Annotated in this window: 14 protein-coding genes; 12 read left to right on the top strand and 2 right to left on the bottom strand. The window is 44.6% G+C overall.

Going from position 1 to position 12,369, the window contains the following annotated elements:
- Window positions 1-48: 48 nt before the first annotated feature.
- The 3 genes from ACJROX_RS24230 (at window position 49) to ACJROX_RS24220 (ending at window position 2,360) form a co-directional block, all read left to right on the top strand.
- Window positions 49-315, top strand: a complete 267-nt coding sequence (locus ACJROX_RS24230) for a hypothetical protein (protein WP_408007777.1) — start codon at window positions 49-51, stop codon at window positions 313-315.
- Window positions 316-860: 545 nt separating this feature from the next.
- Entirely contained in the window at window positions 861-1,985 is a 1,125-nt protein-coding gene (locus tag ACJROX_RS24225) for a DUF4097 family beta strand repeat-containing protein (RefSeq protein WP_408007776.1), read from the top strand.
- Between the two features lie 12 nt (window positions 1,986-1,997).
- Window positions 1,998-2,360, top strand: a complete 363-nt coding sequence (locus ACJROX_RS24220) for a phage holin family protein (protein ID WP_408007775.1) — start codon at window positions 1,998-2,000, stop codon at window positions 2,358-2,360.
- A gap of 79 nt (window positions 2,361-2,439) precedes the next feature.
- On the opposite strand, the gene ACJROX_RS24215 is transcribed toward ACJROX_RS24220, so the two are convergent.
- Window positions 2,440-2,604 (bottom strand): hypothetical protein, encoded by a 165-nt coding sequence (locus ACJROX_RS24215; RefSeq protein ID WP_408007774.1) that lies wholly within the window; start codon window positions 2,602-2,604, stop codon window positions 2,440-2,442.
- A 325-nt stretch (window positions 2,605-2,929) separates the two neighbouring features.
- Here ACJROX_RS24215 and hprK point away from each other — a divergent pair, with 325 nt between their 5' ends.
- From hprK to ACJROX_RS24185, 6 genes are read left to right on the top strand one after another with little or no spacing between them, the layout of a single operon-like run.
- Entirely contained in the window at window positions 2,930-3,865 is a 936-nt protein-coding gene (gene hprK / locus ACJROX_RS24210) for an HPr(Ser) kinase/phosphatase (protein WP_408007773.1), read from the top strand.
- A 13-nt stretch (window positions 3,866-3,878) separates the two neighbouring features.
- The gene (gene lgt, locus ACJROX_RS24205) at window positions 3,879-4,691 is read left to right on the top strand and encodes a prolipoprotein diacylglyceryl transferase (RefSeq protein WP_408007772.1); all 813 of its coding nucleotides are present in this window, start codon (window positions 3,879-3,881) and stop codon (window positions 4,689-4,691) included.
- A gap of 30 nt (window positions 4,692-4,721) precedes the next feature.
- The gene (locus ACJROX_RS24200; RefSeq protein ID WP_408011759.1) at window positions 4,722-5,675 is read left to right on the top strand and encodes a nucleoside recognition domain-containing protein; all 954 of its coding nucleotides are present in this window, start codon (window positions 4,722-4,724) and stop codon (window positions 5,673-5,675) included.
- Window positions 5,665-6,309 (top strand): pyrophosphatase PpaX, encoded by a 645-nt coding sequence (gene ppaX / locus ACJROX_RS24195; RefSeq protein WP_408007771.1) that lies wholly within the window; start codon window positions 5,665-5,667, stop codon window positions 6,307-6,309. Before ACJROX_RS24200 ends, ppaX begins: the two co-directional genes overlap by 11 nt.
- Window positions 6,309-6,836 (top strand): acyltransferase, encoded by a 528-nt coding sequence (locus tag ACJROX_RS24190; protein WP_408007770.1) that lies wholly within the window; start codon window positions 6,309-6,311, stop codon window positions 6,834-6,836. The genes ppaX and ACJROX_RS24190 overlap by 1 nt, the downstream gene beginning before the upstream one ends.
- An 18-nt stretch (window positions 6,837-6,854) precedes the next feature.
- Window positions 6,855-7,385 carry a hypothetical protein gene (locus ACJROX_RS24185; RefSeq protein ID WP_408007768.1) on the top strand — a complete coding sequence of 177 codons (531 nt, stop codon included), beginning with the start codon at window positions 6,855-6,857 and terminating at the stop codon, window positions 7,383-7,385.
- Between the two features lie 248 nt (window positions 7,386-7,633).
- Here ACJROX_RS24185 and cax read toward each other — a convergent pair whose 3' ends face one another.
- Complete coding sequence (gene cax / locus ACJROX_RS24180) at window positions 7,634-8,692, bottom strand: calcium/proton exchanger (RefSeq protein WP_408007766.1); 1,059 nt, start codon at window positions 8,690-8,692, stop codon at window positions 7,634-7,636.
- Between the two features lie 553 nt (window positions 8,693-9,245).
- Between cax and ACJROX_RS24175 the strand changes: the two genes are divergently transcribed.
- From ACJROX_RS24175 to hisD, 3 genes are read left to right on the top strand one after another with little or no spacing between them, the layout of a single operon-like run.
- A complete protein-coding gene (locus ACJROX_RS24175) occupies window positions 9,246-10,460 on the top strand; it encodes an ATP phosphoribosyltransferase regulatory subunit (protein WP_408007765.1) in 1,215 nt (404 codons plus the stop codon).
- Window positions 10,461-10,480: 20 nt separating this feature from the next.
- Window positions 10,481-11,101, top strand: a complete 621-nt coding sequence (gene hisG, locus ACJROX_RS24170) for an ATP phosphoribosyltransferase (RefSeq protein ID WP_408011758.1) — start codon at window positions 10,481-10,483, stop codon at window positions 11,099-11,101.
- Window positions 11,098-12,366 (top strand): histidinol dehydrogenase, encoded by a 1,269-nt coding sequence (hisD, locus tag ACJROX_RS24165; RefSeq protein ID WP_408007764.1) that lies wholly within the window; start codon window positions 11,098-11,100, stop codon window positions 12,364-12,366. The genes hisG and hisD overlap by 4 nt, the downstream gene beginning before the upstream one ends.
- Window positions 12,367-12,369 lie beyond the last annotated feature (3 nt).

Below are 12,369 nucleotides of genomic sequence, written 5' to 3'. Positions count from 1 at the left end.
AGAACAAGGGTGTTATCATCGGGAAAGTTGTTTAAATCATTAAGTTACATGAGCATATTTTTCGCGCCTTTTATCGTACCAGCAATCATTTTTCTACTTATTGATGATTTAGATGTAAGGCAGCATGCTAGGCTTGCATCCACTTCTCATTTAATCCCATTGATTGCCTTAGCAACCTTGTCGATTTTATTTTTTGAATCAGGCCAGATCCTGAATCATTTTACGATTCTCAGTATGATCCTATTCGGCGGAATTGCAGTGACCGCTGCCATCTGGAACCTTATGAAGGGCATTCGTGTTTTACAACAGAAGTAGCTTTCCGTATGTATCCGAATAACTTACAACAAGGCTCTGTTATACGTCATTGTTTATTTTTACGAAATTCACTCCCTTTCCACGGGCTTAAGAAAAGCAGAAGCGACACGCTTTGTCACGTAGGTCACTGGAAGACTGACGAGGAGGCTTTTGCCGCCGCAGGAAATCTGAAGTGATCCAAGTGACTGGTCGCTGAGCTAGACATTACTTCTCTGAATTAGCCTAATTCCGCAAGCTTCCTCGCTCACTTGCACAGGGATCTCAACACAATAATGAAATCATTTTCGTGTCTGCGATGAGAATTCTTAGAAGCTTTCCTTATGCTTCACCACAAGACACGTACTTAAATTCCATCCTTGTAGTTTTGCGCCGAGTAATCGCAAGCGCAGGACGTGGTGGTATTTAGTCGAAGATCCTTAAATCGCTATAGGGTCTCGCCTGGCTCGCTTTCCCCGCAGGAGTGTCGTGAATTTCGATTGAAGCCATTTTCTGCAAAAATCAAGATGAAAATTTAACAAAGCCTTTAACAAGAAGGGGGATTCGAAATGGAAGAACGTAAGATGATCTTGAAAATGCTAGATGAAGGGAAGATTACATCAGCTGAGGCGGTCGAGTTACTGAAGGCAGTAGGAGAAAACGATCCCGACAATAAACAGGCCCAGACTCCCAATACGGCCACAGTCAGCCACACCCAGCAAAAACAAAAATCGAACGATGAGAAAAACCAGGAGAGGCGCGATTCCAGCACGAATGAGAAAAAATCCGAACAGTCTACGATCAGTAAGTTTTCCAGCTTGATCGACCGGGTAGTGACGAAACTAAAAGATACTGATTTTGATTTCAATTTTGGTCAGGCAATTGAAGTCGATCATATTTTCCAGGAAAATGATGTGGATTTCAACCGATTGAAGGTCCATGTGACCAATGGCGGTATACAGTTACAGCCCTGGGAAGAACAGAGTATCCGGATGGAGTGCCGTGCTTCTGTTTACAGGACCCAGTCGACCGAAGAAGCGAAGGCATATTTTTTGAAAAATACCCACTTTGCAACAGAGGCAGGCGAGCTCCAGTTCTTGGTGGATGAAAACCGCTTGAAAGTGCAAGCGCATATGTATGTGCCGACAAAAGTGTATGAGGAAATCCAACTGCGAACAGGGAATGGCGCGATCTCACTTGATGAATTACAGACAAAACGGATGATCGTACGCACGACAAATGGCGCTGTCACGTTGAACCGGGTAGATGGTGGATCTTTGAATGCTTCGACATCAAATGGAAAAATCAGATTAGAGAACAGCGGTTGGAAAAAGCTTGATCTCGAGACGCTTAACGGGGCGATTCGTTTGAATGGCAAGTACGAAGACGTCGAGGCGGAAACCTTGAATGGATCAATTACATTTACACTGGATGAGGTCATGCCAGGGAAAGCTTCTTTCAAAACAGTCGCAGGAAAGATCGAAATCCTTGTACCGGACAGTCTACGTGTTAATGGAAATATGAAAGCTACAATCGGAAGTTTGAATTGTTTCCTTGAAAATGTTGATATTAAAAAGGAGACAAAGGATGTAGTGCTCAAGCGAATGGAGTTCATAGCTAACGAAGGGGCGCCGACAACCTATGAAGTTGAAGCGATCGCGAAGACCGGTTCGATTACGATTGCGAAGCGGTAAGGAGGTAGGATTGTGAGAGGATGGATTGTTTCATTAATCGTCAATACAATCGTTTTGATGGTTGTCTCTGGATTTTTCAGTCAATCATTCTATTTATCTGGAATCGGAGCCGCCATCATCGCAAGTATTTTGTTAGCGATCATGAATGTGATCGTCAAACCGATTTTAGTAATTTTGACATTGCCGGTAACGATATTAAGTCTGGGGCTGTTCTTGTTCGTAATCAATGCGATTACGCTGATGCTCACCCAGGCATTGATGGGCGACGCATTCATGATTTCTGGATTCGGTATGGCGCTGCTCGCGGCAATTATCATATCGATATTGAACCTGCTGATCAACAATTTGATTGTCAAACCGTTGAAAGAACGTTAAATAAAGTAAAGACTGACCTGGAACTCAAAATTCGATTCATGGTCAGTCTTTTTCGAATTTTATAATCAGTACTTTCTTACTACCCCTCCTCTTCCTCTTCACGGATTTCTTTAGATGAACATGTCATCCCCCTGACGTAAAATTCTGTGTTTTCGTACATGTAAGCGATTCCAGACCCGAACACCTCTCCGATTCCTATCCATAAGGGTTTCTCCACAATTTTTGATCGTTTTGATGGATTCATTTAATGGCGTAATGTCGTAAAATTGAATGAGTTCCGCTTCAAAACTGTTGTTGATCCTGGTGAGGCAAAGTGCTGATTTGGACAATTCGGGGTAAACTCCAATTTTATCGTAGCAAATCCAAAATATTTTTTGGTGCAAATCTGAAATTTATCGTAGCAAACTTAAAATTATTCGTAGCAAATCTAGAATAATTCGGTGATTTACTTCAGACGCATCATAATTTTTCATCCTATTTATGGAAAACTATGTGTAGATTCGGCATGAATTGCAAAAGAATGCTAAAATATAGTGTATTAGAAACGCTAGAAAGTGGGAGTGACCTTCATGGCGAACATACATATAAAAGATTTGATCGATGAATTCCAGCTGGAGCTCGTGCATGGCGAAAGCGGAATCCATCGAACGATTTCGACAAGTGATATTTCCCGTCCTGGCCTTGAGATGGCTGGGTATTTTGCCTATTATCCAGCCGACCGCCTGCAGTTGTTAGGAAAGACTGAGCTGTCTTTCGTGAATGGCCTTGATGAGCGGATCCGACGAGAGAGGCTTCGGAAGCTTTGTAGAGAGGAAACACCTGGAATCATCATCTCAAGAGGATGGGATATCCCTCCAGAATTAGGGGAAGCTGCAGAAAAAATGGGCCTCCCGATTTTACGGTCACAATTGACGACGACCCGTCTCAGCAGCCGGTTGACGAACTATTTGGAAAGTAAGCTGGCACCAACGACAGCCGTCCATGGTGTCCTGGTCGATATATATGGGATCGGAGTCCTCATCACAGGGGCAAGCGGTGTCGGAAAAAGTGAAACCGCACTTGAACTCGTAAAAAGGGGGCACAGGTTGGTTGCGGATGATTCAGTCGAGATCCGGCAAGAGGACGAAAAGACTTTAGTTGGAAGTTCTCCTGATCTGATTCAGCATCTATTGGAAATCCGTGGACTCGGGATCATCAACGTCATGACCCTTTTCGGCGCGGGTGCTATTCGTAATTTTAAAAAGATTGCTTTAACGATCCACCTGGAGACATGGGATCAGAAGAAAATATATGACCGGCTTGGTCTTGATGAAGAAATGATGAAAATCATCGATTGTGAGCTTCCGAAGTTGACGGTTCCCGTACGCCCTGGACGGAACCTTGCTGTCATCATCGAGGTGGCTGCGATGAATTTCCGATTAAAAAGAATGGGTGTGAACGCAGCTCAACAGTTTTCGGATAAGCTTAACAATGTCATCGATACACCAGATTACGATGACTTTTAGGAGGTAAGAAAGTATGGTTGCAAATATTCAGCCGTTGGACCGGGTGGCACTTGAAATCGGGCCATTGACCATATACTGGTATGGGATTATTATAGGATTTGGAGCTTTACTCGGACTATATATTGCAGTCCGGGAATCGAAGCGTTTAGGCATCAATTCTGAGACATTTGTTGATCTAGTTATGATCGCCGTTCCTGTGGCGATCATTTGTGCTCGAATCTATTATGTCGCGTTTGAGTGGCATTATTATAAAGATCATCTTGGGGAAGTTTTCAAAATTTGGGAAGGCGGCATCGCGATCCATGGAGCGCTGATCGGGTCGTTTTTGACAGTTTACGTGTTTTCAAAAGTGAAAGATTTATCGTTCTGGAAGCTTGCCGACATTGCAGCACCAAGCATCATCCTCGGCCAGGCAATCGGGCGCTGGGGTAACTTCATGAACCAGGAAGCCCATGGCGGTGAAGTGACACGTGAATTTTTAGAAGGCTTATACCTGCCGGATTGGATCATCAACCAAATGTACATAGATGGGGCGTACTATCATCCGACGTTCTTATATGAATCGATTTGGAATATCGTCGGTTTTGCCCTGCTGATCGGTTTGCGACGCGTCAATTTACGCCGCGGCGAGCTATTTTTAACGTATGTGATCTATTATTCGATCGGACGATTCTTTGTAGAGGGGATGCGCACGGACAGCTTGATGCTGACGGAATACTTGCGAATCGCTCAGGTGATTTCCATCGTGTTGATCGTCATCAGCATCGCCGTCATCATTTATCGTCGCAAGACTGGATTGGCGGATAAACGATATAACGAATTGTAGCAGCATAGAGAAAGGGAGAACGGGGAAATGATGAATACATTGAAAAACGGCTTGAAGGTAGGCTTGAATACAACGTGGGTGCTAGGAAAAATCATCTTCCCGATCACACTTCTTGTTACTATTCTTGGGCAAACTCCTCTGATGGATTGGCTTGTGAAGCTTGCAGAGCCTCTGATGAACTGGATCGGCCTATCAGGCGAAGCTGCCTTGCCGCTTGTCATCGGTAACTTTCTTAACTTATATGCAGGTATAGGAGCGATCCTGAGTCTTGATCTTACTGTAAAAGAAGTGTTCATCCTTGCAGTCATGCTTTCGTTTTCACACAATCTATTAATCGAATCCTCCGTAGCCACAAAGGTCGGAATCAAGATGTGGATTGTGCTTGTGGTCCGGATTGGGCTTGCTTTGATTTCCGCCTTCTTCATTTCAGTTTTGTGGAAAGGCGGCTCAGAGAAAGCGGTCTATGGATTCATTTCAGGAACAGAAGAACAGGTTAATGGGTTTTGGAACATTTTATGGCACGGATTGGAAAAAGGGTTCCTTGGAATCGTTCAGCTTGCAGCAATCGTCATTCCGCTCATGATTTTCATTCAGATCATGAAGGATTTGAATTGGCTGGCGGTGTTTTCACGCTGGATGTCGCCGATTACAAGATCACTAGGTATGAAGCCGAATACGTCTACGACTCTAGCAGCAGGGATACTTATCGGCCTTGCATATGGTGCTGGAGTGATGATGCAGGCAGTCAAGGAAGATGGCGTAGAAAAGAAGGATCTCTATCTCGCATTTATCTTTCTCGTATCCTGTCACGCTGTCATTGAAGATACTTTGATTTTCATACCGCTCGGCATACCGGTATGGCCGTTGCTCGCCATCCGGCTTGTCGTCGCGATCTTATTGACGATGGTGGTCGCTTTTGTTTGGAACCGTGTTGAAGGAAAGAACGTTTATAGACATAGAAAGGAAGCGAACTATGAAAATTGATACGATCCTTTTTGATTTAGATGGAACACTGATTGACACGAATGATTTGATTATCGCTTCATTTACACACACATTGGAGCAGTACAAGCCTAAGCAATACTCCCGTGAAGACATCATTTCTTTTATCGGAGAGCCTTTGGTGGATTCTTTTACAAGGGTTGATGAAACGTCGGTTGCCGAGATGGTTCGTACGTATAAAGAGCATAATCTTGCCCATCATGAAGAATATGTAAATGCTTATGAAGGTGTAGCATATACTGTGAAAACCTTACATGAGAAAGGATTCAAGCTTGGGATCGTGACGACGAAGATGAGGGATGCTGTGGAGCTTGGATTAGAGATTACTGGTTTAGGTGAATATTTTACAACGATTGTGACTTTGGATGATGTCGACAGAGCGAAACCAGATCCCCAGCCAGTGGTCCGTGCGTTGGACAAGCTGCAGTCCGACACAGCTTCTGCAATCCTGGTCGGGGACAGCCAATATGATATAGAGGCTGGTAAAAATGCGGGCACATTGACCGCGGCAGTTGCCTGGACGATCAAAGGGAAAGAAGCACTTGAACTTTCTGAGCCTGATTTCATGCTGGAAGAAATGCCGGATCTATTAAAAGTTTTAGAGGTGAATGTATAATGCGGAAGACTGAGCGTTATCCTGTGAAGGGAAGCAATGCGCTCTGGCAAATCTACAAGACGGTTCCATTTCTCAAGGTGCTTAAAAATTTTGTAGTCATACAGCTTGCCAGGTATACACCCATCATCCCAGTGAAAAATTGGTTGTATCGCACTTTTCTAGGTATGAAAGTGGGCGAGCAGACAGCCTTTGCATTGATGGTGATGGTCGATATCATGTTCCCTGAACGGATTTCGGTCGGTCGAAACGTCATTATAGGATACAATACGACAATTTTAACGCATGAATATTTGATAAAAGAGTATCGTCTTGGTAATGTAAATATTGGAGACGAAGTGATGATCGGGGCAAACAGTACAATCCTGCCCGGTGTGACGATTGGTGATGGTGCCGTCGTTTCAGCAGGCACACTGGTACATAGGGATGTTGAACCCGGCTCCTTCGTAGGTGGAAATCCGATGGGGCTCATTTATACAAAAGAAGAGATGGGCAAACATAAACAATTGTCGGATATTGACGATATATAGATTAAAGGTGGGTGTCAAATGGAGCAAAAGAAGAGAATGTCGTTGATTTATATGAATGGTGAGTTCCAAATAAGCGATGCTTGGGTTCGGCCAGTGATCCAGAAGAAAACAAAACAGGAAACAGAGCAACAGGACCGTTTCTTCTTTTTGTCTGCCGTTTCCCGTCTAAGAGGTAGCGATTATATCCGTGATGCTTATTGGAATGGTAATGAAGCGGTCATCCGTTTCGAAAATAGCGACCATGTCAGCCCGGAATATCTAGATGATTATGATCATTATTTTTCCTCTAAAATGAAGATCGGTAAACTGCTACTGGATAACTTAGTCTATTTATTTAAGGAACTTCCGTACATTTCGATGCTTAAGATTGCTGTGCCATACCAATCGAGCGAGCTGGTAGTCCATATCCATCGAAATCAACTTGAAAAATATCTTCAGACAGACTTCAGTTATTTCAAAAATGTCCATAGATGCCAGTTCCATTTCCATGTTCAAGAGCGGGAAGTACGCCGTTTCGTCCATCGATATGTGAACCATGTTTATAAATAAACTGAGACTTTGATGTTGCGAGCCTCATTCTGAGCGAATCTTTACCGATTCCTTCAGAATGGGGCCCTATTTGTATTGTCAGCTATTCTGTGTCGAGGAAGAAGATAGTCTAGCCAGGCCAATATCCGATTATTAATTATTCAAATGAAAAACCACTAGCGAACCAGTAGTTTCTTTTTACACTAAGAATTCAGTATCAGCGCAACTAAGGGACATTCTTCGAAAAAAATTGGCTTTGTCTAGTTTTTTTATAACAAATAGAAGCCGACGCCCATGATGAAGTAGGCGGCGAGCAGGGTGGCGCCTTCGAACCAGTTCGTATCGCCGTCGTTTGCGATCGTATTCGTTAAGAGGACGGCGAGCACCATGCTGACCAGCTCAGGTATCGTAAAGACGAGAGCCATCGGTGTAGGGAAAATCAGAGAAAGCAAAACGAGTACCGGTGCAACGAACATCGCTATTTGCAGTGTTGAACCGACTGCAATTTCGACTGCTATATCCATTTTATCTTTGTATGCCATGATGATTGCAGAGGCATGTTCTGCAGCATTACCCACAATCGCAACAATGATGACCCCGATGAAGACTTCACTCCAGCCGAATTGTTCCCCGACGGTTTCGAAAGTATGGACAAGCGCTTCACTTACATAAGCGACAGCAGCAGTTGCCAAAGCGAGGATGATCAATGCCTTCTTTCCGGACCATTCCGCTTCTTCTTCGTGGGGTTCCTCATCTCCGCCTTCCGTGCTATACACACCTCGGTGTGTCACCAGTTTAAAGAAAAGGGCGCCTAAGTACAGGACGATCAATATTCCGGAAACCCAAATGCTTAGTGTCAAGGCTTCAGCCTCATTCAAATTCATTGCAAATATTTCAGGAAAGACGAAGGCTACGACAACCCCGAACATGAGCAAGGCGGAATTATGCCTGGCATCGTGGACATTGAACCGTTGTCTTTTAAAACGCAGGCCACCGACGAAAAAGGAGAGGCCACCGACCAGCAGCAAGTTCCCTAGTACGGAACCGGTCAAAGAGGCAAGTACGATCGAGATGTAACCAGCTTTCAAAGCAAAAATCGAAATGATGAGTTCTACGGCATTTCCGAATGTGGCGTTCAAAAGTCCGCCGATTCGGGGTCCGGAATGGATGGCTAGGCTTTCTGTCGCCCGTCCCATATAAGCGGCTAGGGCTACGATGGTCAGACAGTATACGATGAACATGATTGCCTCTGGCCAATGGAGCATGTTGCCAGCAACTGATAGCGGCACACCGATCAATATCGCAAGAAGAAATATTTTGTTAAACATATGAAACCTTCTTTCATGGCGTATTTTTTACTTACCAAGCTTTTCGGAAAAATTCCAATATGTAATTTACCAGGTGCACGGGAATAAATAAGGATATGTTATTAATATTTTCATTTTATCTTAACTTACTCTGAAATATAAGAACGATTCATGTTAATTAATATTTAAGATTTTGTTCAACAGTTATTTAAGAAGAAAAAAATAGGGTAAAGATAAACGTCAGAGGTAAAAGTTTTGGGTTGACGTGTTTTTGGAAGAAAGTTAGACTACTTATTATACCTTTATCTTGTTAGTTAATTAGCGAACTAAAGGATTTCGCTTTAAACATCATTGCCCCTTACACTGTCTCAATGGAAAAAGCGGCTTATTTGCTAGACAAAACGCCTTCTTTTACATGAGACATTGGACGCTTCGCTCAAAATTTATCAATTTTTTAAGGGGACAAAGAAGCGGATTCAAATTGGAGTGAATACAATAGGCAAAAAGGACTCTGATAACAATATTGTTCCATTAAGAGGGAACAAGAGACCCAATCAAAGTAAACCGGGTAATTATGATTTCAAATAGATCGATTCGGAGAGTGAGAGTTGTGACGAAACCATTAGTCTTTGAAAAACCTTTAGGTATGCGGGATACGCTGCCTAACCTGTATGAAATCAAATCGATGAGCCGCTCGGCGATGGAGCAAGCTGTCCAGAAGTGGGGCTATCGTTTCATGCAGACCCCGACTGTCGAATATTACGATACGGTAGGTGAAGCTTCGGCGACTCTGGAGAAGCAGCTTTTCAAACTGCTTGATCAAGAGGGGAAAATCCTTGTTCTGAGACCGGATATGACAGCACCGATTGCGCGTGTAGCGGCGTCCACGCTACAAGGTGAATCACAGCCGATGCGGATCGCTTATTCGGCGAATGTATTCCGTGCCCAGCAGCAGGAAGGAGGGCGTCCTGCTGAATTTGAACAATTCGGGGTGGAATTGATCGGTGATGGCTCGACAAGTGCAGATGGTGAAGTGATTGCGTTAATGATCGAGACGTTTGAACATGTCGGACTACAAAACTTCCAGGTTGCTGTCGGCCACCTTGGCTATGTGGATGCACTGTTCAAGGAGATTCTCGGAACGGATGAGCGTGTCGAGAAGTTGAAGCGCTTTTTATATGAGAAAAACTATGTCGGATACAAGCAGCATGTGAAGAAGCTCCCATTATCCTCGATCGATCAGAAACGCCTTCTGGATTTCCTTCACTTGAGAGGAGAGAACAAGTTAGAAGATGCCGAGAAGTTGATCGCCTCAACAAGGGGATATGAAGCGATCGAAGAGCTTCACGCTTTACGGGAATGTTTGAAAGCCTTCGGAGTTAATGAGCTGACAACACTTGATCTTACATTGGTCAGCCATATGACCTACTACACGGGTGTCGTTTTTGAAGGTTATGCACCTGAACTCGGTTCACCAATCAGTAATGGCGGCCGTTATGATGAGCTTCTTGCGAAATTTGATAATGAAGCGAAAGCGACCGGTTTTGGCATCCATCTCGATTATTTGATGGAAGCGATCGAACCAGTGGAAAAGAAGCCATTCACGCATTGCGTCATTTTTTCTGAAGGGCAGCGGGAAGAAGCGTATGCTTTCGGAAAGAAGCTGAGGGATCAAGGCGAGACAGCTGTGGTCCAGGACATCAGGGGTATCGGGAGCCTTGACACTTTTACAGAACAATTTTCGAATGTAACGTATTATCTCGGAAAAGAAGAGGGGGGAGAGAAGTGAGTTCAACACTGACGATCGCGATGCCGAAAGGACGGATTTTCGAGGAAGCTGTCCAATTGCTTCGGGGAGCTGATTACACTCTTCCGCCTGAGTTTGAAGATTCACGTAAATTGATCCTTGAAATTAAGGAGGCGAATTTACGCTTCATATTGGCGAAACCGATGGATGTTCCGACCTATGTAGAGCATGGTGTTGCGGATGTCGGAATCGCAGGGAAGGACGTCATGCTTGAAGAAAAACGGGATGTATATGAGGTGATGGATCTTGGGATTTCGCGTTGTCATCTCGCGGTTGCCGGAATCCCGGGTACAGAACTTGATACAGTAGCGCCGAAAATCGCAACGAAATATCCGAAGGTCGCTTCGAATTATTTCAGAAGCCAGGGCAAGCAGGTCGAGATTATCAAGCTGAACGGGTCGATCGAGTTGGCTCCGCTGATAGGACTGGCAGATCGGATTGTCGATATCGTCTCGACTGGTCGGACGTTAAAAGAGAACGGGCTTGTTGAAACGGAAAAAATCATCGATATTACATCGCGGTTCATCGTAAACCCGGTCAGTTACCGGATCAAAGCGGACGCAATCGATGAGATGGTGCATCGATTGGAAAAGGTCATTGAAGGGAAGGAGATCGCGCGATGAAAGTACAGCAATTGAAGGGAGCTAAGCTTCGTAAACAGTTGAATCAGGGAACTGAAGAACAGAGGCAGGCTGTCCTTGAGATTCTTGAACAGGTAAAATCAGATGGAGATCTTGCTTTATTCGATTTGACGAAGAAATTTGATGGAGCAGAACTTGAAGCATTGAAGGTCAAGAAGGTCGAAATCGAAAAAGCCTACGAATCACTTGATGAAGAAGTGATCGAAATCATCCAGGAGGCTGCCCATAACATAAGGGTTTATCATAAAAAGCAAGTTCGTCAATCATGGATGATGACAGAGGAAGATGGAACCGTATTAGGACAGAAAATCACACCGCTTGATTCAGTAGGGATTTATGTACCAGGAGGAACGGCTGAATACCCTTCTTCCGTCCTGATGGGTGCTATTCCGGCAAAGGTAGCTGGGGTAGGCAGGATCGCGATTACGACACCTCCTCGCTCGGATGGAACGATCCCTGCAAGTGTATTGGTTGCCGCATATGAGAGCGGGGTTGATGAGATATATAAAGTAGGAGGCGCACAGGCAATCGGAGCATTAGCTTTCGGAACCGACTCAGTTGCGCCAGTGGATAAAATCGTCGGCCCAGGAAACATTTACGTCGCGCTGGCGAAACGGGAAGTTTTCGGTCTCGTTGGGATCGATATGATTGCAGGACCGAGTGAAATCTTGATTTATGCCGATGATACAGCGAATCCTGTCTATTTGGCTGCAGACCTTTTATCACAGGCAGAACATGATCAGATGGCATCGGCAATTCTCATAACGACCTCGGTTGAAGTGGCGGAAGAAACGTCGAAGGAAGTGATCCGCCAGCTTGAGAGCCTTCCGAGAAAAGAGATTGCTGAAGCCTCTGTCATCGGCAACGGTGTCATCTATGTGGCGAATACGGAGGAAGAGGCGATCGCTGCGGTAAACGAGCTTGCCCCGGAGCATCTTGAGGTGGTGGCTTATGATCCCTTCGAGTTACTTGGTCAGATCAAGCATGCAGGTGCAATTTTTCTCGGTAAAAATAGTGCGGAGCCGATCGGTGACTATTTCGCAGGCCCGAACCACGTGCTCCCGACAAATGGTACAGCCCGTTTTTCAAGCCCCTTGAGTGTTGATGATTACACGAAAAAATCAAGCATCATTTCGTATGGCACCGACGCTTTATTTGAAAACGGCCGAAAAATCAGTAAACTCGCTCGTCTTGAAGGTTTGGAAGCCCATGCGCGAGCGATCGATTATCGATTGGAGGAAGAGTAAAAC

The organism is Pseudalkalibacillus sp. A8 (assembly GCF_045920555.1).
Taxonomy (GTDB): Bacteria; Bacillota; Bacilli; order Bacillales; family Fictibacillaceae; genus Pseudalkalibacillus.
Note: the sequence above shows the minus strand (reverse complement) of the source record. Positions and strands in the feature narration are given on the sequence as shown.

Coding starts and splice junctions, on each gene's coding strand:
- ACJROX_RS24230 (WP_408007777.1), top strand. CDS start 49: ATGAGCATATTTTTCGCGCCTTTTATCGTACCAGCAATCATTTTTCTA.
- ACJROX_RS24225 (WP_408007776.1), top strand. CDS start 861: ATGGAAGAACGTAAGATGATCTTGAAAATGCTAGATGAAGGGAAGATT.
- ACJROX_RS24215 (WP_408007774.1), bottom strand. CDS start 2,604: ATGAATCCATCAAAACGATCAAAAATTGTGGAGAAACCCTTATGGATA.
- hprK (WP_408007773.1), top strand. CDS start 2,930: ATGGCGAACATACATATAAAAGATTTGATCGATGAATTCCAGCTGGAG.
- lgt (WP_408007772.1), top strand. CDS start 3,879: ATGGTTGCAAATATTCAGCCGTTGGACCGGGTGGCACTTGAAATCGGG.
- ACJROX_RS24200 (WP_408011759.1), top strand. CDS start 4,722: ATGAATACATTGAAAAACGGCTTGAAGGTAGGCTTGAATACAACGTGG.
- ppaX (WP_408007771.1), top strand. CDS start 5,665: ATGAAAATTGATACGATCCTTTTTGATTTAGATGGAACACTGATTGAC.
- ACJROX_RS24190 (WP_408007770.1), top strand. CDS start 6,309: ATGCGGAAGACTGAGCGTTATCCTGTGAAGGGAAGCAATGCGCTCTGG.
- ACJROX_RS24185 (WP_408007768.1), top strand. CDS start 6,855: ATGGAGCAAAAGAAGAGAATGTCGTTGATTTATATGAATGGTGAGTTC.
- cax (WP_408007766.1), bottom strand. CDS start 8,692: ATGTTTAACAAAATATTTCTTCTTGCGATATTGATCGGTGTGCCGCTA.
- ACJROX_RS24175 (WP_408007765.1), top strand. CDS start 9,246: ATGATTTCAAATAGATCGATTCGGAGAGTGAGAGTTGTGACGAAACCA.
- hisG (WP_408011758.1), top strand. CDS start 10,481: ATGCCGAAAGGACGGATTTTCGAGGAAGCTGTCCAATTGCTTCGGGGA.
- hisD (WP_408007764.1), top strand. CDS start 11,098: ATGAAAGTACAGCAATTGAAGGGAGCTAAGCTTCGTAAACAGTTGAAT.